Source organism: Kitasatospora sp. NPDC098652 (assembly GCF_044760155.1).
Taxonomy (GTDB): Bacteria; Actinomycetota; Actinomycetes; order Streptomycetales; family Streptomycetaceae; genus Kitasatospora.
On the sequence record NZ_JBIWAQ010000011.1, the window covers coordinates 61,951 to 85,249 of the forward strand.

General features: G+C 72.4%; 20 protein-coding genes. 4 read left to right on the forward strand and 16 right to left on the reverse strand.

Annotation, left to right across the window (positions count from 1 at the left end; genetic code table 11):
* Positions 1-101 precede the first annotated feature (101 nt).
* Together ACIQWA_RS23485 and ACIQWA_RS23490 are read left to right on the forward strand one after the other, a co-directional pair.
* Positions 102-2,321, forward strand: a complete 2,220-nt coding sequence (locus ACIQWA_RS23485; protein WP_402485365.1) for an ATP-binding protein — start codon at positions 102-104, stop codon at positions 2,319-2,321.
* Between the two features lie 48 nt (positions 2,322-2,369).
* On the forward strand, positions 2,370-2,687 hold the full coding sequence (locus tag ACIQWA_RS23490) for a tetratricopeptide repeat protein (protein ID WP_360230089.1): 318 nt from the start codon (positions 2,370-2,372) through the stop codon (positions 2,685-2,687).
* 115 nt (positions 2,688-2,802) lie between these two features.
* Here ACIQWA_RS23490 and rpsD read toward each other — a convergent pair whose 3' ends face one another.
* The 8 genes from rpsD to ACIQWA_RS23530 form a co-directional block, all read right to left on the reverse strand.
* On the reverse strand, positions 2,803-3,417 hold the full coding sequence (gene rpsD, locus ACIQWA_RS23495) for a 30S ribosomal protein S4 (RefSeq protein WP_030056230.1): 615 nt from the start codon (positions 3,415-3,417) through the stop codon (positions 2,803-2,805).
* 312 nt (positions 3,418-3,729) lie between these two features.
* Entirely contained in the window at positions 3,730-5,190 is a 1,461-nt protein-coding gene (locus ACIQWA_RS23500) for a replication-associated recombination protein A (protein ID WP_402485368.1), read from the reverse strand.
* A 31-nt stretch (positions 5,191-5,221) separates the two neighbouring features.
* Positions 5,222-5,839 carry a hypothetical protein gene (locus tag ACIQWA_RS23505; protein WP_402485371.1) on the reverse strand — a complete coding sequence of 206 codons (618 nt, stop codon included), beginning with the start codon at positions 5,837-5,839 and terminating at the stop codon, positions 5,222-5,224.
* A gap of 71 nt (positions 5,840-5,910) precedes the next feature.
* On the reverse strand, positions 5,911-6,732 hold the full coding sequence (gene ppk2 / locus ACIQWA_RS23510) for a polyphosphate kinase 2 (protein WP_402485374.1): 822 nt from the start codon (positions 6,730-6,732) through the stop codon (positions 5,911-5,913).
* A 132-nt stretch (positions 6,733-6,864) separates the two neighbouring features.
* Positions 6,865-7,383 carry an N-acetyltransferase gene (locus ACIQWA_RS23515; RefSeq protein WP_360230097.1) on the reverse strand — a complete coding sequence of 173 codons (519 nt, stop codon included), beginning with the start codon at positions 7,381-7,383 and terminating at the stop codon, positions 6,865-6,867.
* A 98-nt stretch (positions 7,384-7,481) separates the two neighbouring features.
* Positions 7,482-9,272 (reverse strand): aspartate--tRNA ligase, encoded by a 1,791-nt coding sequence (aspS, locus tag ACIQWA_RS23520; RefSeq protein WP_360230099.1) that lies wholly within the window; start codon positions 9,270-9,272, stop codon positions 7,482-7,484.
* Positions 9,269-10,531 (reverse strand): histidine--tRNA ligase, encoded by a 1,263-nt coding sequence (gene hisS, locus ACIQWA_RS23525; RefSeq protein WP_360230101.1) that lies wholly within the window; start codon positions 10,529-10,531, stop codon positions 9,269-9,271. Before hisS ends, aspS begins: the two co-directional genes overlap by 4 nt.
* An 11-nt stretch (positions 10,532-10,542) precedes the next feature.
* Positions 10,543-11,250 (reverse strand): MBL fold metallo-hydrolase, encoded by a 708-nt coding sequence (locus ACIQWA_RS23530; RefSeq protein ID WP_360230103.1) that lies wholly within the window; start codon positions 11,248-11,250, stop codon positions 10,543-10,545.
* A 237-nt stretch (positions 11,251-11,487) separates the two neighbouring features.
* Between ACIQWA_RS23530 and ACIQWA_RS23535 the strand changes: the two genes are divergently transcribed.
* Together ACIQWA_RS23535 and ACIQWA_RS23540 are read left to right on the forward strand one after the other, a co-directional pair.
* Positions 11,488-12,330: a peptidylprolyl isomerase gene (locus tag ACIQWA_RS23535; protein WP_360230105.1), complete on the forward strand. Its 843-nt coding sequence runs from the start codon at positions 11,488-11,490 to the stop codon at positions 12,328-12,330.
* Positions 12,331-12,595: 265 nt separating this feature from the next.
* Entirely contained in the window at positions 12,596-13,825 is a 1,230-nt protein-coding gene (locus ACIQWA_RS23540) for a DUF349 domain-containing protein (RefSeq protein ID WP_360230107.1), read from the forward strand.
* Positions 13,826-13,932: 107 nt separating this feature from the next.
* Here the strand turns inward: ACIQWA_RS23540 and ACIQWA_RS23545 are convergent, their stop codons facing one another.
* The 8 genes from ACIQWA_RS23545 to ruvC form a co-directional block, all read right to left on the reverse strand.
* Positions 13,933-16,443, reverse strand: coding sequence for a RelA/SpoT family protein (locus ACIQWA_RS23545; RefSeq protein ID WP_402485380.1), 2,511 nt, complete (start codon positions 16,441-16,443; stop codon positions 13,933-13,935).
* 96 nt (positions 16,444-16,539) lie between these two features.
* Positions 16,540-17,091, reverse strand: a complete 552-nt coding sequence (locus ACIQWA_RS23550; protein ID WP_360230109.1) for an adenine phosphoribosyltransferase — start codon at positions 17,089-17,091, stop codon at positions 16,540-16,542.
* 29 nt (positions 17,092-17,120) lie between these two features.
* Complete coding sequence (secF, locus tag ACIQWA_RS23555; protein WP_360230111.1) at positions 17,121-18,221, reverse strand: protein translocase subunit SecF; 1,101 nt, start codon at positions 18,219-18,221, stop codon at positions 17,121-17,123.
* A gap of 4 nt (positions 18,222-18,225) precedes the next feature.
* A complete protein-coding gene (secD, locus tag ACIQWA_RS23560) occupies positions 18,226-20,076 on the reverse strand; it encodes a protein translocase subunit SecD (protein ID WP_402485384.1) in 1,851 nt (616 codons plus the stop codon).
* A gap of 147 nt (positions 20,077-20,223) precedes the next feature.
* A complete protein-coding gene (gene yajC, locus ACIQWA_RS23565) occupies positions 20,224-20,643 on the reverse strand; it encodes a preprotein translocase subunit YajC (RefSeq protein ID WP_360230113.1) in 420 nt (139 codons plus the stop codon).
* Between the two features lie 260 nt (positions 20,644-20,903).
* Positions 20,904-21,974, reverse strand: coding sequence for a Holliday junction branch migration DNA helicase RuvB (gene ruvB, locus ACIQWA_RS23570; protein ID WP_360230115.1), 1,071 nt, complete (start codon positions 21,972-21,974; stop codon positions 20,904-20,906).
* A gap of 61 nt (positions 21,975-22,035) precedes the next feature.
* Positions 22,036-22,647, reverse strand: a complete 612-nt coding sequence (gene ruvA / locus ACIQWA_RS23575) for a Holliday junction branch migration protein RuvA (protein ID WP_402485388.1) — start codon at positions 22,645-22,647, stop codon at positions 22,036-22,038.
* Entirely contained in the window at positions 22,644-23,216 is a 573-nt protein-coding gene (gene ruvC / locus ACIQWA_RS23580) for a crossover junction endodeoxyribonuclease RuvC (RefSeq protein WP_402485390.1), read from the reverse strand. Before ruvC ends, ruvA begins: the two co-directional genes overlap by 4 nt.
* Positions 23,217-23,299 lie beyond the last annotated feature (83 nt).

A 23,299-nucleotide genomic window follows, 5' to 3' on the forward strand; every position in this document is an offset into this window, starting at 1 on the left:
ACCGTCCGGTCACCTCGTTCAGCCAGGCGGGCCGTCGCCCGTACGGCCCGACGCACGTCCGGACCGCCGCGGTCCGGGCCGGGAACAACGGGGAGCACCGCTTGGCCGGCGACTGGACAGCACAGCCCGCGGCGTGGCCGCGCGAGCCGGACCCGGGCCGGCTGCCGGCCGAGGTGACGGGCTTCGTCGGGCGCGAGCGGGAACTGGCCGAGCTGGCGGGTCTGCTCGCCGGGGCACGGCTGGTGACGGTGACCGGGCCCGGCGGGGTGGGCAAGAGCAGGCTCGCGCTGCGGGCGGCGGCCCGGGCGGCCGGGGCCTTCCCGGACGGGACCTGGCTGGTGGACGTGGCCCCGGTGCAGGACCCGCTGCTGCTCGGCCACGCCGTACTGGAGGCGCTGCGGCTGACCGACGGCACCGCCCGGCCGCCGGTGGACGTGCTGGGCGAGCACCTCGCGGGGCGCCGCCTGCTGCTGGTCCTGGACGGCTGCGAGCACCTGGTGGAGGCGTGCGCCGAGCTGGCCGACGCGCTGCTGCGCACGCTGCCCGGGCTGCGGGTGCTGGCCACCAGCCGGGCCGCGCTGCGGGCCTCGGGCGAGCACCTGCTGACGCTGGCCCCACTGCCGGTCGACCCGCTGCCGGAGCGGCCGGAGGACCCGGACCAGCTGCCGGACGCCGTGCGGCTGTTCGCCGACCGGGCGCGGGCCGTACTGCCGTCCTTCGCGGTGACCGAGGCGAACGCGGAGGCGGTCGGCCTGCTCTGCCGTCGGCTGGACGGCATCCCGCTGGCCGTGGAGCTGGCCGCCGGGCGGCTGCGCGCACTGTCGGTGGAGCAGATCACGGCCCGGCTGGACGACCGCTTCCGGCTGCTCACCGGCGGCTCCCGGACGGCCCTGCCGAGGCACCAGACGCTGCGCACCACGATCGGCTGGAGTCATGAGCTCTGCACAGTGCAGGAACGTTTACTCTGGGCCCGCCTGTCGGTCTTCGCCGGCGGTTTCGACCTGGAGGCCGCCGAGTACGTCTGCGCGGGCGAGGGCATCGAGCCCGAGGACCTGCTCGACCTGCTCGACGAACTCGTCGCCAAGTCCGTGGTGCTGCGCGAGGACAGCGCCTTCGGCGTCCGCTTCCGCCTGCTGGACACCCTGCGCGAGTACGGCGGCCACTGGCTGCGCGCCGCCGGCGAGGAGCAGCGGCTGCTGCGCCGCCACCGGGACTGGTACCTGGGCGTGGCCACCTGGGGCGAGGTCGAGTGGTTCGGCCCCCGGCAGGCCGAGACCGCCGAGCGCACCCAGCTCGCCCACGCCAACCTGCGTGCCGCGCTGGAGTTCTGCCTCGCCGAGCCCGGCGAGGAGCAGATCGCCCTGCTGCTGGCCGGCACCCTGTGGTTCTACTGGGTCGGCTGCGGCCACCTCGGCGAGGGCCGGCACTGGCTGGACCGCGCGCTCGCCCTGGACCGCGAGCCCACCGAGGTCCGGGCCAAGGCCCTCTGGGTGACCGGCTACATGGCCACCCTCCAGGGCGACCTCGGCGCCGCCCGCCCCGCCCTGGAGGAGTGCCGCCGCCAGGCCCTGGACACCGGCGACGACCGGGCCCTCGCCTACGCCGTCCACCGCCAGGGCTGCGCCGCCCTGATCGGTGACGACCCGGAGCGCGCCGCCGAGCTGTTCGAGGAGGCGCTCTGGCACTACCGGACCATCGGCGAGCTCAACAGCAACGTGGTGATGGCGATGGTCGAACTGGGCCTCGCCTACCTGTTCCAGGGCGACCCGGACAGCGCCGAGCTCTGGTTCGGCCAGGCCCGCGAGGTGTGCGAGGAGCACGGCGAGCAGTGGGCGTACGGCTACGTGCTGTACGCGATGGCGTACTCGCACTACCTGGACGGCGCCGTCCAGCCGGCCCGCGCGCTGGCCCGCGAGTGCGTCCGGCTGAACCACCGCTTCCACGACCTGCTCGGCATCGTGCTGGGGATCGACCTGCTGGCGCTGCTGGAGACCGAGCCGGCCGGGCCGGGCGAGCCGGCCGCCCTGCGCGAGGCCCGGGTGCTGCAGGGCGCCGCACACCGGATCTGGCGGGCGGTCGGCAACCCGTTCCTGGGTTCGCGCTCCTTCTTCGGCACCCACCAGGAGTGCGCCGAGCGCGCCCGGGCCGGGCTCACCGAGCAGGAGTACGAGGACTGCTACCTGGCGGGCGGGCGGCTGGACCTGGACGCCGCGGTCGGCCGGGCGCTCGGCGACGGGGACTCGCCCGGCGGCCCGGAACCCGGCCCCGCGCCCTGTTCCGTGCCGCCCGCACCGGCCCCGGCACCGGTGCGGAATAGCTGAAGCTTGCGGATTGCTTGAGGAGGCAAGGATCCACCCGGAAGGAGCACCATGGCCGTCCACGACGAGTACCGCCTCGCGAACTTCTACTTCGAGTCCAAGGCGTACACCGACGCCGCCCGCATGCTGGAAGGCGTGCTGGCCGAGGAGCCGGCCAACCTCTCGGTCCGGCTGCTGCTGGCCCGCAGCTACTTCCACTCCGCCCAGCTCGGCCGCGCCGAGGCCGAACTGCGCCGGATCCTCGACCTCGACCCGGCCGAGGACTACGCCCGGCTGATGCTCGGCCGCACCCTGGAGCGCCAGGGCCGCGACCAGGAGGCCCGCCCGCACCTGCGGCTGGCCGCCGCGATGACCGGCGCGGAGCTGTAGCCGGGCGGAGCTGTGGCCGAAGGGCGGCCGGCACCGGAAAAGGGGCGAGCCCCCGCCGCCTCGAAAGGCGACGGGGGCTCGCTGCCGGTTCCGCGAAGTGCGAACCGAGCGCGGGTCAGCGCGAGTAGTACTCGACGACCAGCTGCTCGTCACAGATCACCGGGACCTCCTTGCGCTGCGGCGCACGGTCCAGGCGGAAGGCCAGGGCCTTCAGGTTGACCTCGAGGTACTTCGGGGTCTGGCCCTCACCCGCGTAGCCACCCTCACGGGCGACCTGGAAGGGGACCTTCTCCTTGGAGCGCTCGCGGACGGTGACCACGTAGCCCGGCTTCATCTGGAACGACGGCTTGTTGACCTTGCCGCCGTTGACCTCGATGTGGCCGTGGACGACCATCTGGCGGGCCTGGTAGATGGTGCGGGCGATGCCCGAACGCAGGACCAGGGAGTCCAGACGGGTCTCCAGGTCGGCGACGAGCGCCTCACCGGTCTTGCCCTCGGCCTTCTTCGCGCGGTCGAACGCGCGCGCCATCTGCTTCTCGCTCAGGTCGTACTGGGCGCGCAGACGCTGCTTCTCGAGCAGACGGACCTTGTAGTCCGAGTTCTGCTTGCGACCGCGGCCGTGCTGGCCGGGCGGGTACGGGCGGGCCTCGAAGTACTTGACGGACTTCGGGGTCAGCGGCACGCCGAGCGCACGCGCGATCTTGACCTTGGGACGCTTCTGGTTCGCCATGAACCAAACCTTCCTTGCTTACGAATACGGCTTTCACCAGGTGTTGACGGAGGTCGCATGTCGCGACCCGGAGAAAACCCCGACGCCTGCGCGAAGGGATCAGCCGCTCTCCGGAGCCGGGCACATGAAGTGCTGGTCACACGAAGGGCCCGGGGAACCGGGCCGTCCGCGACACCGAAACGGTGCGCGACGCTCCTGCTGCGGGCCTCCCGGAGGAGGCCTACGGCCGATGTCCCGCTGGTGCGGCCGGTCGGTGGGGTCTCCCCCGCCGCCGTCCCGGGACATGGCACTCCGACGAAGTATACCCGTCGATCACTCGCCCTTCGTCCCGGGCTCCGGCTCGGCCTTCCGCTCCGGCTTCCCCGCCGTCTCCTCGGCCTTCCGCTCCGGCTTCGCGGCCTTCGGCTCCGCCTTCTCCACCCGGCGCTCCCCCCGCAGCCGCCCGCGCGTCCACTCCACGGTGTCCGCGTACCGCACCTCGCCGCCGCGCCGGTTCGGCCGGTAGTACTCCCGGCCGTGCACCGAGTCCGGCGCGTACTGCTGGGCGGCGATGCCCTCCGGCAGGTCGTGCGGGTACTGGTAGCCCTTGCCGTGACCGAGCTTGCCCGCGCCGCCGTAGTGGGCGTCCCGCAGGTGCGGCGGGACGGCCCCCGCCAGCCCCTGCCGCACGTCCGCCAGCGCCGCGTCGATCGCCAGGTAGGCCGAGTTGGACTTCGGCGCCAGGGCCAGCGCGATGGCCGCCTGGGACAGGATGATCCGGGCCTCCGGGAAGCCGATCAGCGCCACCGCCTGGGCCGCCGCCACGGCCGTCTGGAGCGCCGTCGGGTCGGCCAGGCCGACGTCCTCGCTGGCCGAGATCATCAGCCGCCGGGCGATGAACCGCGGATCCTCCCCCGCCTCGATCATCCGGGCCAGGTAGTGCAGGGTGGCGTCCACGTCGCTGCCGCGGATCGACTTGATCAGCGCGCTGGCCACGTCGTAGTGCTGGTCGCCGTCCTTGTCGTAGCGCACCGCCGCCTGGTTCACGGCGGTCTCGGTGGTGGCCAGCGAGATGCTCGCCTCGCCCTTCTCCAGCGCCGCCCCGGCCGCCGCCTCCAGCGTGGTCAGCGCCCGTCGGGCGTCCCCGCCGGCGAGCCGCACCAGGTGGTCCTCGGCCTCCGCGGTCAGCTCCAGCGCGCCCTCCAGGCCGCGCTCGTCCTCCACCGCCCGGCGCAGCAGCGCCCGGATGTCCTCGTCGGTGAGCGACTCCAGGGTGAGCAGCAGCGAGCGGGACAGCAGCGGGGAGATCACCGAGAAGTACGGGTTCTCGGTGGTCGCCGCGATCAGGGTGACCCAGCGGTTCTCCACCGCGGGCAGCAGCGAGTCCTGCTGGGCCTTGGAGAAGCGGTGGATCTCGTCCAGGAACAGCACCGTCTCCCGGCCGGACATGCCGACCGCCCGCCGGGCGCCGTCGATCACCGCCCGGACCTCCTTGACCCCGGCGGTGATCGCGGACAGCTCGACGAAGCGGCCCTCCACGGCCTGGCTGATCACATGCGCCAGGGTCGTCTTTCCGGTGCCGGGCGGCCCCCAGAGGATCACCGAGCTGGTGGCGGCCGGCCCGCGGGAGTTGGCCACCAGCCGGCGCAGCGGCGAGCCGGGCTTCAACAGCTGCCGCTGCCCGGCCACCTCGTCCAGGGTGCGCGGGCGCATCCGTACGGCCAGCGGCGCCCGGCCGGGCTCCCTGGTCTGGAGTTCCTCGGCGGCGGCGGTGAAGAGGTCCGGTTCGTCCACACCGGAAGCCTAGTTGAGGCCGCCGACAGAGCTATTGCGGCGGGGTCCGCCGGTCCAGCAGGACCACCTCGAACTCCTCCAGCGACCGCAGCGTGCCGCCCAGCGCGGCCAACGCCCGCGCCCGGGAGTCGGCCGTCGGCCCCCGCGCGGCGTCGAAGCTCGCCCGGTCCGCGTAGATCGAGCCCACGGACAGCCGGCCGGTCGCACGGTCGGCCAGCATCGCGCCGGTCACGAAGCCGGGCTTCTTCTCCAGCACCGGCAGCACCTGGTCCCGGAAGATCTCGGCCGCCGTGTCCACCTTGGCCGGGTCGATGTCGGACCTGCTCAGCCGGAACATCGCGCCGGGTCCGGCCACACCGGGCGGCGCCGTCGCCACGGCCTCCCAGACGTCAGTGGTCACGGTGCCGGCCAGCGGCGCCAGCAGCTCGCGTCGGCGCCCACCGAGCGCCGCGTCGCTGTCGCGCTCGGCCTGGGCGGACTCCCACCACGAGCCCATCGTGATCTTGCCGACGGTCCGGTCCACGAACAGGCCGTAGCCGCGGTACCCGGGCTGCCCGGAGAGGAGCTCGACGGCCTCGGTGGCGAGGCCGTCGAGGGTCTCGCCGATCCGGTCCGGATCACCGGTCGCGTAGACGGTACGGACGAACATGAGCGCGCCTCCTGTGCACGCCCGGGCGCCACGCGGGGCCGTTCGGTAGCAGCGCCCGGCCGGGGCCCCGTCTACTCCAGTCTGGCAGCGTGGTCCGGGACGTACTTCTGGAGGTCGCGCGGGGGCCGCTGGTAGCCGCGCGGGGCCGGGCGGGGCGGCAGCTCGATCCGCGGCGGGGCGACCTCGTGGTACGGGACGGTGGAGAGCAGGTGGGCGATCATGTTGATCCGGGCCCGCCGCTTGTCGTCGCTCTCCACCACGTGCCAGGGCGACTGCGGGATGTCGGTGTAGACGAACATCTCGTCCTTGGCCCGCGAGTAGTCCTCCCAGTGGGTGATCGACTCCACGTCCATCGGGGAGAGCTTCCAGCGCTTCATCGGGTCCTCCAGCCGGTCCCGGAACCGCTGCTCCTGCTCGGTGTCACTGACCGAGAACCAGTACTTGCGCAGCAGGATGCCCGCCTCGATCAGCATCTGCTCGAAGGTCGGGCACTGGTGCAGGAACTGCCAGTACTCCTCGTCGCTGCAGAAGCCCATCACCCGCTCGACCCCGGCCCGGTTGTACCAGCTGCGGTCGAACAGGACGATCTCCCCGGCCGCCGGGAGGTGTTCGACGTACCGCTGGAAGTACCACTGGGTCTTCTGCCGCTCGGTCGGGGTGGGCAGCGCCGCGACCCGGGCGATGCGCGGGTTCAGGTACTCCGTCACCCGCTTGATCGCCCCGCCCTTGCCGGCCGCGTCCCGCCCCTCGAAGATCACCACCAGGCGGGCGCCCTCGACCCGCACCCACTCCTGGAGTTTCACCAACTCCTGCTGCAGCCGCAGCAGTTCCCGCTCGTACGGCTTCTTCGCCAGTCGTTCCGGCTTAGCGGTCCGCTGCTGCCCCTTGGCCACTCTCGGGTCCTCCGTCCGACTCCTGCCGATGACCCTTCACCGTAGGCGCAGAACGGTGACCCCGCAGGTCGGACCGGAGGAACGGGCGAACCCGCTCGCCGGGCGCTCCCTGGACCTCGACGAGGGCTCCGGCTAGGCGTCGACGAAGGGCTCCGGGTAGCGGCACAGCCCGCGCGGGTCGCCGTCGTACGCTGCCAGCGGCAGCACCTGGAAGTACGCCTCCGGCACCTCGAACGGGCCGGAGACCTCGTGCCGCCCGGCCGGGATGAAGCCGAACCGTCCGTAGTACTCCGGGTCACCGAGCACCACCACCAGCTTCTCCCCCGCCTCCTCGGCGGCCGACAGCGCCGCCCGAACGACGAGTTCGCCGACGCCCCGGCGCTGCCACTCGGGCGCCACCGCCACCGGCGCGAGCGCCAGCGCGTCACCGGACCCGCCTCCGTCACCGACCCGCAGCCTGGTCAGCAGGGCGTGGCCGATCACCAGCCCGGCGTCGTCGACCGCGACCAGCGACAGCCCGGGCAGCCAGGCCGGGTCGCGGCGCAGCGCGTCCACCAGGTCCGCCTCGTCCGGCCCGGGGAACGCGGCCATGTGCACGCGCCTGGTCGCCGGGGCGTCCTGCGGACATTCGACTCTCGTGGTGACCTGCATCGAGTCAACCCTCCCTGTGTCACACCACGTTGTGGACCGGCCCCGGACGGTGGGTGGACCGTCCGGGGCCGTTGCAGGTTAGCGCGTATGACGAGGCGTCAGCTCTTGGGCTGCGCCTCGGACTTGGCGTCCTCGCGGACCTTGGGCTGGGCGTCCACACCGGCCTCGCGGCGCTGCGCCGGGGTGATCGGGGTCGGCGCGCCGGTCAGCGGGTCACCACCGGTGGACGTCTTCGGGAAGGCGATGACGTCGCGGATGGTGTCGTAGCCGCCGAGCAGCGTGACGATCCGGTCGAGGCCGAAGGCGACCCCACCGTGCGGCGGCGGGCCGTAGTTGAAGGCGTCCAGCAGGAAGCCGAACTGCGAGGCCGCCTCCTCCTCGGAGAGGCCGATCGCGTCGAACGCCCGCTTCTGGACGTCGCGCTGGTGGATACGGATCGAACCGCCGCCCAGCTCCGAGCCGTTGAGGACCAGGTCGTAGGCGTTGGACAGGGCCGAGCCCGGGTCGGTGTCGAAGGTGTCCAGCGACTCCGCGGTCGGGGCGGTGAACGGGTGGTGCACCGCGTGCCAGCCCTGGAACTGGCCCTTGTCGTCCTCGATCGGCTCGAACATCGGGAAGTCGACGACCCAGAGGAAGGCCCACTGGGACTCGTCGATCAGGCCGCAGCGGCGGCCGATCTCCAGGCGGGCGGCGCCGAGCAGCTCCTGCGAGGGGCGCTCCTTGCCGGCCGCGAAGAAGACCGCGTCGCCGTTCTTGGCGCCGGCCGCGGCGGCGAGGCCGGCCAGGTGCTCCTCGGAGAGGTTCTTGGCGACCGGGCCGCGCAGCTCGCCGGTCTCGGCGTCGATCAGCACGTAGGCGAGGCCCTTGGCGCCGCGCGCCTTGGCCCAGTCCTGCCAGGCGTCCAGCTGCTTGCGCGGCTGCGAGGCGCCGCCGGGCATGACCACGGCGCCGACGTACGGGGCCTGGAAGACGCGGAACTCGGTGCCCTTGAAGTACTCGGTGAGGTCGGTGAGTTCCTGGCCGAAGCGGACGTCCGGCTTGTCGGAGCCGTAGCGGCCCATGGCGTCCGCGTAGGTCATCCGCGGCAGCGGGTTCGGGATCTCGTAGCCGTGGACCTCGCGCCAGATCGAGCCGACGATCTTCTCGCCGAGGGCCAGGATGTCCTCCTGGTCGACGAAGGAGGCCTCGATGTCCAGCTGGGTGAACTCCGGCTGGCGGTCGGCGCGGAAGTCCTCGTCGCGGAAGCAGCGGGCGATCTGGTAGTACCGCTCCATGCCGGCCACCATCAGCAGCTGCTTGAACAGCTGGGGCGACTGCGGCAGCGCGTACCAGTGGCCGGGCTGCAGGCGGACCGGGACGAGGAAGTCGCGGGCGCCCTCGGGGGTGGAGCGGGTGAGGTACGGCGTCTCGATGTCGAGGAAGTCGTTCTCCTCCATCACCCGGCGGATGATGTTGTTGACCTTCGAGCGCAGCCGCAGGCCCTTGGCCGGGCCCTCACGGCGCAGGTCCAGGTAGCGGTAGCGCAGCCGGACCTCCTCGTTGACCGTGCCCGGCTCGTACTCGGCGACCGGGAACGGCAGCGGGGCGGCCTCGGAGAGCACCTCGATGTCGCTGACGACGACCTCGACCGCGCCGGTCGGGATGTCCGGGTTCTCATTGCCCTCGGGGCGGACCCGGACGTCGCCGACGACCTTGACGCAGTACTCGGCGCGCAGGCCGTGCACCGAGTCGAGGTCGCGCACCACGATCTGCACGGTGCCGGAGGCGTCGCGCAGGTCGATGAAGGCGACGCCGCCGTGGTCGCGGCGGCGGGCGACCCAGCCGGCCAGGGTGACGGTGGTGTCTGCGTGCTCCGGGCGGAGCGTGCCCGCGTCGTGCGTGCGGATCACAGCTGCTTCTCCTTCAAGGTGGTGACGAGTGCGTCGAGGGCGACGGGGGACTGCTCTCCGGTGCTCATGTCCTTGAGCTGGACGACGCCCTCGGCGAGGTCCCGGTCACCGGCGATCAGGGCGAAGCGGGCGCCGGACCGGTCGGCGGACTTCATGGCGTTCTTGATGCTCTTGACGCCGAAGGCGAGGTCGGTGGCGACGCCGGCCCGGCGCAGCTCGATCACCTTGGCGAACAGCAGGTTCTTGGCCTCCTCGCCGAGCGCGACGGCGTAGACGGAGGTGGCGGCCGGCAGGTCGAGGACGACGCCCTCGGCCTCCAGGGCCAGGTAGGTGCGGTCCACGCCGAGCGCCCAGCCGACGGACGGCAGCGCCGGGCCGCCGATCATCTCGGACAGGCCGTCGTAGCGGCCGCCGCCGCCGATCGCGGACTGGGCGCCGAGGCCGTTGTGCACGAACTCGAAGGTGGTGCGGGTGTAGTAGTCCAGGCCGCGGACCAGCTTCGGGTCGTCGACGAAGGCGACGCCGGCGGCGGTGAGCAGCTCGCGCACCTTCTCGTCGTACGCCTTGCACTCCTCGCACAGGAAGTCCCGCAGCATCGGCGCGCCGACCAGCTGCTCCTGCACCGACTCGCGCTTGTCGTCCAGCACCCGCAGCGGGTTGATCTCCGCGCGGCGGCGGGTGTCCTCGTCCAGGTCCAGGCCGGAGAGGAACTCGATCAGGGCGGCGCGGTAGACCGGGCGGCACTGCTTGTCGCCGAGGCTGTTGAGCAGCAGCGAGTAGTCGCTCAGCCCCAGCGCGCGGAAGGCGTCGTCGGCCAGGATGATCAGCTCGGCGTCCAGCGCCGGGTCCTCCGCGCCGATCGCCTCCGCGCCGACCTGGGAGAACTGGCGGTAACGGCCCTTCTGGGCACGCTCGTAGCGGTAGTACGAGCCCGAGTACCAGAGCTTGACCGGCAGGTTGCCCTGCTTGTGCAGGTTGGCCTGGAGCGCGGCGCGCAGCACCGAGGCGGTGCCCTCGGGGCGCAGCGCGAGCTCGTCGCCGCCCTTGGTGGTGAGGGTGTACATCTCCTTGGAGACGATGTCGGTGGACTCGCCGACACCGCGGGAGAACAGCTTCACGTCCTCGAAGACCGGGGTCTCGACGTAGCCGTAACCGGCCCGGCGGGCGGGCGCGGCGATGCGCTCGCGGATCGCCAGGAAGGTCGCGGAGCTGGGGGGCAGCAGGTCGTAGGTGCCCTTGGGGGCGGTGAAGGTGCTCAACTTCTCTTCCGTCACATTCCTCGTCGCGGGAAAGCCGGGGCGCCGGCCGCCCCCGCTGCCTGTCGGAGGTAGGGGTTGGTGGCGCGCTCGCGGCCGATGGTGGTCTGACCGCCGTGGCCGGAGAGGACCACGGTGGAGTCGTCGAGGGGCAGGCACACCCGGGCCAGCGAGCGCATGATCGCTTCGCCGTCCCCGCCCGGGAGGTCGGTACGCCCGATGGAGCCGGCGAACAGCAGGTCGCCCGAGAACAGCACCGGGGGGAGGTCCTCGGCACCGGGCGTCCGGAAGGTCACCGACCCCCCGGTATGGCCCGGGGCGTGGTCCACGGTGAGCCGCAGGCCGGCCAGCTCCAGCACGCTGCCGTCGGTGAGCTCGCGCACGTCGTCGGGCTCGCCGACGGTGAGCTCGCCCATCAACTGGGTGCCCAGGGAGCGGCCGAGCGCCTTCTCCGGGTCGGACATCATGTACCGGTCCTCGGGGTGGATCCAGGCCGGGACGCCGCGGGCGCCGCAGACCGGGACCACCGAGGCGACGTGGTCGATGTGGCCGTGGGTGAGCAGGACGGCGACGGGCTTGAGCCGGTGCTCACGGATGAGCTCCTCCACGCCCTGCGCGGCCTGGTGCCCGGGGTCGACGATGACGCACTCCTCGCCCGCCGCCGGCGCGACCAGGTAGCAGTTGGTGCCCCAGGCTCCAGCGGGGAATCCGGCGATGAACACGCGCGTCCTTCGGGTGTGTGCGGCGGTGGGCTGCGGTGGCTACCAGTAGTGATGACGTAAGGGAAGCCTACCGGCGGTCCGGGTCCGGTTGCGAACCAGATAGGCGGCGGCGGGCCGGGCCATGACAGGTTCACCGCGTCCTTACGGGCCCGGTCCCTACACTTGGCCGCCGATGGGTGCGATGATCCGCTCCGGAACCCATCCACTTTTCCCGCACATGCTCAGGAGACACGGCCGGTGGTCAGCAGCGAACAGCGGCGGCGGCAGCTCGCCCGCGAGAAGTACGAGCGCCAGATGAAGCGCCGCGCCGAGGCGGCGTCCGCCCGCAGGCGCCGCAACACGATCCTGGGCGCCTCGCTCGCGGTGGTGGTCCTGGCCGGCGGCGGCGGGCTGTTCGCCAGCGGCGCGTTCAGCTCCGACAAGGACAAGAGCACCTCGGCCGCCACCACCCCGCAGGCCGCGCCGAGCCAGGGCGACCCGACCAAGGCCGACCCGGCCGCCACCCCGACCCGCAAGCCGGTCGAGGGCTGCGCCGCCCCGGCGCCGGGCTCGCCCAACGGCAAGCAGTTCAAGGCCGAGCCGGCCATGTCGGTCGACCAGGGTGCCTCGTACACCATGTCGCTGGACAGCAACTGCGGCAAGGTCACCATCGCGCTGGACGCGGCCAAGGCCCCGCACACCGTGAACTCGTTCAACTTCCTGGCGGGCGAGCAGTACTTTGACCACACCAAGTGCCACCGGCTCACCACCGACGGCATCTTCGTGCTCCAGTGCGGCGACCCGACGGCCAAGGGTTCGGGCGGCCCCGGCTACCAGTTCGCGGACGAGAACCTGACCGGCGCGACCTACCCGGCGGGCACCGTGGCGATGGCCAACGCCGGCCCGGGCACCAACGGCAGCCAGTTCTTCCTGGTGTACAAGGACACCCAGCTGCCGCCGAACTACACCCCGTTCGGCAAGATCACCGGCGGCCTGGACGTGGTCCAGAAGATCGCCGCCGCGGGCACCCTGGAGGGCGCCGGCGACGGCCACCCGATGGCCGACGTCACCCTCAACTCGGTTACGGTGTCCAAGGGTTGACCGGCCCAGGGACCACCGGCGGCGGGCGCGCGGAGCGCCCCCCGCCCGGTCCCGGACCGAAATCGCCCGGCCCGGATGCGGACAGCACCGGTCCTGGTCGCCTATGTTGGCGTTGTATAGGGTGCCCGGACCCGCCTAGCCGTCACCCTCGGCAGCAAGGCACGGCGGACGGGGACGGCGGACTCATCGGTCCGCCGCACATCAACTGTGGACGACGGTCGTGCGCCGCCCCGGCGCGGGCGCGACGTCATGTGGAGGACGCGCTATGAGCAGCGACCCGTGGGGCCGTGTGGACGAGCAGGGCACGGTGTACGTCAGGACGGCCGACGGCGAACGCGTCGTGGGTTCCTGGCAGGCCGGCTCGCCCGAGGAGGCCCTCGCCTACTTCGAGCGCAAGTACCAGGGCATCGAGGTGGAGATCGGCCTGCTGGAGAAGCGGGTGCGCACCACCGACCTGGCCGCCAAGGACGCCCAGACCGCGCTGGAGCACCTCCGTGCCCAGGTGACCGAGGGACACGCGGTCGGCGACCTGGACGCACTGGCCAAGCGCCTGGACACGCTCAGCGGTGAGATCGAGAGCCGGCGGGAGGAGCGCAAGGCCGCCCGCGCCAAGGCGCAGGACGAGACCCGCACCGCCAAGGAGGCGCTGGTCTCCGAGGCCGAGCAGCTCGCCGAGTCCACCCAGTGGCGGGAGGCCGGGGACCGGCTGCGCGCCCTGGTGGACACCTGGAAGGGCCTGCCGCGGCTGGACCGCAAGAGCGACGACGAGCTGTGGCACCGCTTCTCGCACGCCCGCTCGGTCTTCTCCAAGCATCGCAAGGCGCACTTCGCCACCCTGGACGCCGAGCGCGAGCAGGCCCGGCAGACCAAGGAGGCGCTGGTCGCCGAGGCCGAGGCGCTCTCCTCGTCCACCGACTGGGGCAGCACCGCGGCCGCCTACCGCGACCTGATGGCGCGCTGGAAGTCCGCCGGCCGGGCGCAGCGGGACGTCGAGGACGAGCTGTGGGCGCGGTTCCGCGGCGCCCAGGACGTGTTCTTCCAGGCCCGTTCCGCGGTGTTCAGCGAGCGCGACGCCGAGCAGGTGGAGAACCAGAAGCTCAAGGAGGCGCTGGCCGCCGAGGCCGAGGCGATCCTGCCGATCACCGACCTCAAGGCCGCCAAGGCCGCGCTGCGCGAGGTCAACGAGCGCTGGGAGGCCATCGGCCACGTCCCGCGCGACATCCGTCCGAAGCTGGACGGCCGGCTGAACGCGGTCGAGCGCGCCATCCGCGAGGCCGAGGACGCCGAGTGGAAGCGCTCCAACCCGGAGGCCAAGGCCCGCGCGGCCGGCATGGTCGGGCTGTTCCAGGCCAAGGCCGACAAGATCCAGGCCGACCTGGACAAGGCCCGCGCGGCCGGCAACAGCAGCCGGATCGCCAAGCTGGAGTCCGAGCTGTCCGGCGTGCAGACCCTGCTGGAGCAGGCGCACAAGAGCCAGGAGGAGTTCAGCGGCTGATCCGGCCCGCTGAACGGCGATGGCCCCCGGGGTGCTCCCCGGGGGCCATCCTCATGCGCCGGTCCTCATGCGCCGCGCCTCATGCGCCGTGCCTCATGCGCCGGGCCTCACTTGCGGGCGGAGGTGACCCGGTAGACGTCGTACACGCCCTCGACGCCGCGGACCGCCTTGAGCACGTGGCCCAGGTGCTTCGGGTCGCCCATCTCGAAGGTGAAGCGGCTCATCGCCACCCGGTCCCGGGAGGTCTGGACCGCCGCCGACAGGATGTTGACGTGCTGGTCGGAGAGCACCCGGGTGACGTCCGAGAGCAGCCGGGAGCGGTCCAGCGCCTCGACCTGGATGGCCACCAGGAAGACCGAGGACTGGGTGGCCGCCCACTCGACGTCGATCATCCGCTCGGGCTGCTGGCTCAGCGACTCGACGTTGACGCAGTCGGCGCGGTGCACCGAGACGCCGTTGCCGCGGGTGACGAAGCCGACGATCGGGTCGCCCGGCACCGGGGTGCAGCAGCGGGACAGCTTGACCCAGACGTCCTCGACGCCCTTGACGATCACGCCCGGGTCGCCCTTGGCCCGGCGGCGCACGGCCCGCCGGTTGTCGTGGGTCGGGGTGGCCGTCTCGGCGAGGTCCTCGGTGGCCCCCTCCTCGCCGCCCAGCGCCTGGACCAGCTTCTGGACGATGTTCTGCGCGGCGACGTGCCCCTCGCCGATGGCGGCGTAGAGCGAGGAGATGTCGGGGTAGCGCATCTCGTGGGCCAGGGTGACCAGCGAGTCGCCGGTCAGGATCCGCTGGATCGGCAGGCCCTGCTTGCGCATCGCCCGGACGATCGCCTCCTTGCCGTGCTCGATCGCCTCCTCGCGGCGCTCCTTGGAGAACCAGGCGCGGATCTTGTTGCGGGCGCGCGGGGACTTGACGAAGCCCAGCCAGTCCCGGGAGGGTCCGGCGTTCTCCGCCTTGGAGGTGAACACCTCGACGGTGTCGCCGTTCTCCAGCGTCGACTCCAGCGGCACCAGGCGGCCGTTGACCCGGGCCCCTATGGTCCGGTAGCCGACCTCGGTGTGCACCGCGAAGGCGAAGTCGACCGGGGTGGCGCCGGCGGGCAGGGCTATCACGTCACCCTTGGGGGTGAAGACGAAGACCTCGTTGCTGGCCAGGTCGAAGCGCAGCGACTCCAGGAACTCGCCCGGGTCGGCGGTCTCCTTCTGCCAGTCCAGCAGCTGCCGCAGCCAGGCCATCTCGTTGACGGCGCCGGCCTTGTCGTCCTTGCGGACCTGGGTCGGGGTGTCGGTGCGGACCTTGGAGGCCCCGGCGACGGCGCGCTGCTTGTACTTCCAGTGCGCGGCGATGCCGTACTCGGCCCGCCGGTGCATGTCGAAGGTGCGGATCTGGAGTTCGACGGGCTTGCCGCCGGGACCGATCACCGTGGTGTGCAGCGACTGGTACATGTTGAACTTGGGCATCGCGATGTAGTCCTTGAACCGCCCCGGCACCGGGTTCCACCGCGCGTGGATGGTGCCCAGCGCCGCGTAGCAGTCGCGGACGGTGTCGACCAGGACCCGGATGCCCACCAGGTCGTAGATCTCGGCGAAGTCCCGGCCCCGGACGATCATCTTCTGGTAGACCGAGTAGTAGTGCTTCGGCCGGCCGGTGACGGAGGCGGTGATCCGGGCGCCGCGCAGGTCCGCCTGGACCTGGTCGATCACGGTCGCCAGGTACTCGTCCCGCTTGGGGGCGCGCTCGGCGACCAGCCGGACGATCTCGTCGTACATCTTGGGGTAGAGGATCGCGAAGGCGAGGTCCTCCAGCTCCCACTTGATGGTGTTCATGCCCAGCCGGTGCGCCAGCGGGGCGTAGATCTCCAGCGTCTCGCGGGCCTTCTTCTCCTGCTTCTCCCGCTTGAGGTAGCGCATGGTGCGCATGTTGTGCAGGCGGTCGGCGAGCTTGATCACCAGGACCCGCGGGTCCTTGGCCATCGCGACGACCATCTTGCGGACGGTCTCGGCCTGCGCGGCCTCGCCGAACTTGACCCGGTCCAGCTTGGTGACGCCGTCGACCAGCAGGGCCACCGAGTCGCCGAAGTCCTTGCGCAGGGTCTCCAGGCCGTAGTCGGTGTCCTCGACCGTGTCGTGCAGCAGCCCGGCCATCAGGGTCGGGGCGTCCATGCCGAGCTCGGCCAGGATGGTCGCGACCGCCAGCGGGTGGGTGATGTACGGGTCACCGCTCTTGCGCTTCTGCCCGCGGTGCCACTTCTCGGCGACGGCGTAGGCGCGCTCGATGTCGCGCAGCAGCGCCGGGTCGGCCTTGGGGTCGTTCGCCCGGATCGAGCGGAACAGCGGCTCCAGGACGGGGTTCAGCACGCTGGAGCGCTGGCCGCCGAGGCGGGCCAGCCGGGCGCGCATCCCGCTGCCGGAGCCGCGGCCGAGCGGGGCGAGCTGGCGCGAGGAGGCCGGCGTCGGGCGTGCCGGGGTGGCCCCCGAGGGCGTGGGGCGGTTCTCGGGGGCGGCCGCTGCGGCCGTGGGCACAACCTCGTCGGGCAAGGACACTCCTCGGGGCACCGGGGCCGACCCCCGCCGAGGCCCGTGCGGTCCGGGCACAACCGGGAGGGGATGAATCTTCATGGTACCGAGCCGGGCGGCCCGGTGTTCATCGGGCCGGGCCCGAAAGCGGAAGGACGGCGGTCGGATGATCCGACCGCCGTCCTTCCGTCCTGCCTCTCAGACCGTGACCAGCGTCTCCAGCGGGGCGTCGCCCAGGTGCCCGGACAGCCGCTCGCGGCCGTCCAGGAAGCCCAGCTCCATCAGCACCACGACGCCCGCCAGCTCGGCGCCGGCCTCCTTCACCAGGTCCAGCGAGGCACCGATGGTGCCACCGGTGGCCAGCACGTCGTCCACCACCAGCACCCGCTCACCGGGCGCGAAGGCGTCGCACTGCACCTCCAGCGTCGCCGAGCCGTACTCCAGCTCGTACGAGCGCCGGAACACCTCGCCGGGCAGCTTGCCGGCCTTGCGGACCGGCACGAAGCCGAGCCCGGCCGCGAAGGCCGCCGGAGCCGCCAGCACGAAGCCGCGCGCCTCCAGGCCCACCACCTTGGTCGCCCCGAGCTCCAGCGCCCGGTCCGCCAGCGCCCGGGTGAGGGCGCCGAAGGCCTCGGCGTCGGCGAGCAGCGGCGCGATGTCCTTGAACAGCACACCCGGCTTCGGGTAGTCCGGGACGTCCCGGATCCGGCTGTTCAGCAGCTCGGCCAGTGCGGTGTCGGCGGTGGTCACGGTGTTCTGTCCTCAGGGTCGGGTGCGGTTCAGCGCTTGGTGGACGGACGGCCCTTGGCACGCGTGGTGCCGGCCGACCGGCCGCGCTGACCGACCATACCCGCAGGCTGGTCGTCCTCCGCACCCTCGTCCGACGCCGTCGCATCGGCGGCCTCGCCCTTGGCCGCCGCGGCGGCCCGGTGCTGCAGGACGCGCTTGCGCAGCGCCTTCATCTCCGGCTGCTCCTCCTTGAGCTGCGCCAGCAGCGGGGTGGCGACGCAGATCGAGGAGTAGGCACCGGCCGCGAGGCCGATGAACAGCGCGAGCGAGATGTCGTTCAGAGTGCCGGCGCCCAGCAGGCCGCCACCGATGAACAGCAGCGCGGCGACCGGCAGCAGCGCCACCACGGTGGTGTTGAGCGAGCGCACCAGGGTCTGGTTGAGGCCCGCGTTGGCCGCCTCGCTGTAGGTGAGCTTGTTCTGCTTGGTGATCCCCTTGGCGTTCTCCTTCACGGTGTCGAAGACGACGACCGTGTCGTAGAGCGAGTACCCGAGGATGGTCAGGAAGCCGATCACCGTACCGGGGGTGACCTCGAAGCCCACCAGGGCGTAGACGCCGATGGTGATCAGGAGGTCGTGGATGAGGGCGACCAGGGCGGCCACCGCCATCCGCCACTCGAAGGCGATCGCCAGGTAGACCGTCACCAGGACCATGAAGACGACCAGGCCGGTGAGCGCCTTGTTGGAGATCTGCTTGCCCCAGCTGGGGCCGATCACCTGGGCCTCGACGGTGTCCAGCGGCACGCCGAGCTTCTGCGAGAGCTGCGAGCGGATCTCGTCCGAGCTCTTCGTCTCGTCGGTGCTGACCTGGATGCGGATCTTGTCGTTGTCCGTCGACTGCACCAGCGGGTGCGAGGAGACGATCCCGTCGGCGGTGTCCTGGGCCTGGGAGACCGTCAGGCCCGGCTTGGTCACGGTGTAGACCGAGCCGCCCTTGAACTCGATGCCCAGGTGCAGGCCCATCGCCAGGCCGATCGCCGCGACCAGCACGATCACGCCGGAGATCGAGTACCAGAGCTTGCGGCGGCCGACGAAGTCGAAGCTGACCTCGCCCTGGTAGAGCCGGTGACCCAGATTGGAGAAGCGCGACACGGTGTCAGGCCTCCTTCACGGCGGCAGAGGAGGGGTTACGACGACGGGTGCTGCGCAGCGGCGGGCGGGCGCCCAGCCGCTTCGGGTCCAGGCCGGACCACGGGTGGCCGTCAGAGAAGAACTTCCGCCGGGCCAGCAGCGTGATCATCGGCTTGGTGAAGAGGAAGATCACCACGACGTCCAGCGCGGTGGTCAGACCCAGGGTGAACGCGAAGCCCTGGACCTTGCCGACCGAGACCACGTAGAGCACCGCGGCACAGAGGAAGGAGACGAAGTCCGAGACCAGGATGGTGCGTCGAGCCCGCGGCCAGGCCCGCTGGACGGCCGGGCGCAGCGGGGCGCCCTCGCGGACCTCGTCGCGGATGCGCTCGAAGTACACGATGAAGGAGTCGGCGGTGATGCCGATCGCGACGATCGCACCGCAGACCGCGGGCAGGTTCAGCGCGAAGCCGATCCCGCCGCCGAGCAGGCTCATGATCGAGTAGGTCAGGGCCGCCGAGACGACCAGACCGGCGATCGAGACCAGGCCGAGGCCGCGGTAGTAGATCAGCGAGTAGGCGACCACCAGCAGCATGCCGATCGCGCCGGCGACCAGACCCGCCTTGAGCTGGTCGCTGCCGAGCGCCGGGGAGACGGTGGTGACGTCGCCCTTGTTGAACTCCAGCGGCAGGGCGCCGTAGCTCAGCACGTTGGAGAGGTCCTGCGCCTCGGCCTGGCTGAACTGGCCGGTGATCACGGCGCTGCCGCCCGGGATCGGGCCGTTGACCTGCGGGTGCGAGACGACCTGGTTGTCCAGCACGATCGCGAACTGGTTGTTCGGCGGGGTCTGGGAGGCGAGCTGGCCGGTGACCTTGGTGAAGGCGTCGGTGCCGGTGCCGTTGAACTGCAGCTGGACCTGCCAGCCGGCACCCGTCTGGGTGTCGAGGCTGGGCTGGGCCTTGGAGACGTCCGAGCCCTTGACCGCGACGGGGCCGAGCGCCAGCTTCTCGTAGTAGCCGCCCTTGACGGGCTTCTGCGAGCAGACGACGACGGCCTTGTCCACGGCGCCGGTCTGCGCCGCGCGCTCCTCCGGCTTGGTGCAGTCGAGCTTGGCGAACGCGGCGGCCAGCTCCGGCGGCACGGTGCCCTGGGTCATGGCCGCGGACACGTCGGCGGCGCTGGGCTGGGTGGCCTGGGCGCTCGGGGTGCCCGAGGCGGACGGGGCGGCCGACCCGGTGGCGGGGGCGGACGGGGTGCCGCTGACGCCCGTGGCGGCGGCGCTCGGGGAGGAGCCCTCGGCGACCAGGGCCTCACCGACGGAGCGGCCCTGCTTGGTGGCGCTCGCACTGGCGGACGCGGTGGGTGCGTGACTCGCGGAGCCGCTCGCACCGGCCGTGGGGGTCGCGCTGCCCGACGGGGCGGCGCTCGGGGTGCCCGAGGCGCCCGCGGACGGGGTGCCGGTGGGCACGGGCGGGGTGAAGCCGCTCGGCGCGACCGCCAGGACCGGACGGAAGAACAGCTGCGCGGTGGTCCCGACCTGGTCCGCCGCGTTCTGCTTGTCGCCGCCCTTGGGGATGTTCACGATGATCGTGTCAGAGCCCTGGGTCTGGACCTCCGCCTCGGAGACACCCATCCCGTTGACGCGGCGCTCCATGATCCCGACGGCGATGTCCATGTTCGCCTTGTTGATCGCCTTGGGATCCTTCGACTTCGCGGTCAGCGTGATGCTGGTGCCGCCTGCGAGGTCGATACCGAGCCGGGGCTTGGTGTTGCCCGTCCCGAACATGAGGGCGACCAGTCCGACGGTGACGACCAGGATGAGGGCCAGCGCCCGCCCTGGGTAGCCGTCGCGCGGGCGCGACTTGGGTGTTGCCACCTTGCTCGTTTCTCCCTGTCCATGCCACTTCGCCGACCGGACCCCCGTCCGGCTCGTGGCGGAACGGGGGCATGGCGGGTCTGCGGCCCTGAGGTCCTGTGGGCTCGCGGCACTGCGCCGCGCGACCGGGCGGGTTGCCCGGCCGTACTACTTGCTCGCGGGAGCCCCGCCCTCGACATCCCCCTTGACATCGCCCTTCTCGGCGCTGTCCTTGGTGAGCGTCAGCGGCTTGTCCTCGACCGGCGCGGCGTCGGCGTCCTCGGCCTCCGGCTCGGACAGCTCGTCGTCGGCGGGACGACCGTTGATGATCGCGTCGTACTCCTGGGGGTCCAGGACGGCCGCGATGGCGCTCTTCGTGAAGTGGGAGACCACGCCGGGCGCGAGCTCCAGCTCGACGGTCTCGTCGTTGACCGCCTTCACCTGGGCGTACAGGCCGCCGATGGTGCGCACCCCCGCCCCGGGCTCCAGCGACGTCTGCATCTGCTGCATCTGCGACTGGCGCTTCTTCTGCGACCGGAACATGAGCACGATCGCGATGATCGGGAGGAGGAGGATGATGAGGTTCACAGCAGCCAGGGTCCTTTACGGGCCGCCGGCCGGCGGCCTGTGTGGTATGGGTCGGCCCGTCGGGTGAGAGGGGCGGTCCGGCGGAGTCTAGGCGACCCCGAACTGATCGGACAACGCCAAGCATCGCATCCTGCCGCCGAAAGTGGCGACCCTCCGCCTGCACCGATTCCCGGGACTTCTCCCCCGCCCCCTCCCCGGGGCCCCGCACCGGGGAGGGGTGGGAACCGACGGCCAGGTCTCACCCGTTCGGCCGAGAGCGGTCAACTTCCGTCCGGCCGGAACAGCTCCGGCTGGGGCGGCACGCTGCCCCGAGTGGTCTGGACCGGCGGGGTCAGGCCCAGGTGCTGCCAGGCGGCGGCGGTGGCGATCCGGCCGCGCGGGGTGCGGGCGAGCAGGCCCTCGCGGACCAGGAAGGGCTCGGCCACCTCCTCGACCGTCTCGGCCTCCTCCCCCACCGCGACGGCGAGGGTCGACAGGCCGACCGGGCCGCCGCCGAACAGCCGGAGCAGTGCGTCCAGCACCGCGCGGTCCAGCCGGTCCAGGCCGCGGGCGTCCACCTCGTAGACGTCCAGCGCCCGGGCGGCGATCCCGGCGCTGACCACGCCGTCGTGCCGGACCTGGGCGTAGTCGCGGACCCGGCGCAGCAGCCGGTTGGCGATGCGCGGGGTGCCGCGCGAGCGCCCGGCGATCTCGGCCGCACCGGCCGGGTCTATCTCGACGTCCAGCAGCGCGGCCGAGCGGTGCACCACCCGCTGGAGCTCGGCCGGGGCGTAGAACTCCATGTGCCCGGTGAAGCCGAAGCGGTCGCGCAGCGGCGGCGGCAGCAGCCCGGCCCGGGTGGTGGCGCCGACCAGGGTGAAGGGCGGCAGCTCCAGCGGGATGGCGGTGGCGCCCGGGCCCTTGCCGACGATCACGTCGACCCGGAAGTCCTCCATCGCCATGTAGAGCATCTCCTCGGCCGGCCGGGACATCCGGTGGATCTCGTCGAGGAAGAGCACCTCGCCCTCGGTGAGCGAGGAGAGGATCGCCGCGAGGTCCCCGGCGTGCTGGATGGCCGGACCGGAGGTGATCCGGATCGGGGCGCCCAGCTCGGCGGCGATGATCATGGAGAGGGTGGTCTTGCCCAGTCCGGGCGGGCCGCTCAGCAGCACGTGGTCGGGCGCGCTGCCGCGCTGGCGGGCCGCCTGGAGCACCAGGGACAGCTGCTCGCGCACCCGCTCCTGGCCGATGAACTCGTCCAGCGCCTTGGGGCGCAGCGCGGCCTCGACCGCCTGGTCCTCGCCGTCGGCGGCGGCGGTCACCAGCCGGTCGGCGGGTTCCGAGTCGTACATCCTCGCGGGCTCCAGAGTCTCCGGTGTCGGTGTCGACAAACGGACAGGTCGTCAGGTGGATTCAGCGGGCGCGGTTGAGGCCGCGCAGGGCCAGCCGCAGCAGGGCACCGACGTCCGGCGTCTGCTGGGCCTCCGCCTCCGGGGCGACGGCGGCGACCGCGTCGTCCGCCTCGCGCGGGGCGTAGCCGAGGCCGGTCAGCGCGGCGTGCAGCTGCTCGCTCCACGGCGCGGGGCCGGTGGCGATCGGCTTCTGCGCGGGCACCGCGCCGTGCGGGGCGCCCAGCTTGTCCTTGTACTCCAGCAGCAGCTTGGCCGCCTTCGCCTTGCCGATGCCCGGCACCGCGACCAGCGCCTTCTCGTCCCCGCCCGCCACCGCGGCGCGCAGCGCGTCGGGGCTGTGCACGCCCAGGATCGCCTGCGCCAGCTTGGGGCCCACGCCGGGCGCGGCCTGGAGGATCTCGAACACGGCCCGCTCGTCGTCGTCGGCGAAGCCGAACAGGGTCAGCGAGTCCTCCCGGACCACCAGCGAGGTGGCCAGCCGGGCGGGCTCACCGAGCCGCAGGCCGGCCAGGGTGTTCGGGGTGCACTGGACGGCCATGCCGACCCCACCCACCTCGACCACCGCGATGCCGGAGGCGATGGCCGCCACCGGTCCTTGCACGAAGGCGATCACCGACTACTGCCTTTCACGGAGGAGGGGCGGCCCTGCGCGGGCCCGGAGCGGGCGGCCTGGGCGGCGGCCTGGGCCGCGGCCTGCAGCCGGTTGGTCGTCCCGCCGCGCCAGATGTGGCAGATCGCCAGTGCCAGCGCGTCGGCCGCGTCCGCGGGCTTGGGCGGGGCGTCCAGCCGCAGCAGGCGCTGCACCATGGCCGTGACCTGGGCCTTGTCCGCCCGGCCCGAGCCGGTGACGGCGGCCTTGACCTCGCTGGGGGTGTGCAGGGTGACCGGGATGCCGCGCCGGGTGGCGCAGAGCATCGCGACCGCGCTCGCCTGGGCCGTGCCCATCACGGTGCGGACGTTGTGCTGGGCGAAGACCCGCTCGACCGCGACCAGGTCGGGCCGGTGCTCGTCCAGCCAGCTCTCCAGCCCCTGTTCCACCAGCAGCAGCCGCTGCCCGATCTCGGCGTCGGCCGGTGTGCGCACCACGCCCACCCCGGCCATCCGCAGCGGCCGGCCCGGCGTGCCCTCGACCACACCGACCCCGCACCTGGTCAGCCCCGGGTCAACACCCAGCACCCGCACGCCACGCCCCGTCCCTCGCCGATCCGCCACTCACGGCGAGCGGCCTTCGCGAAGGCTACCGCCCGGGTCCGACAACCCCGCCG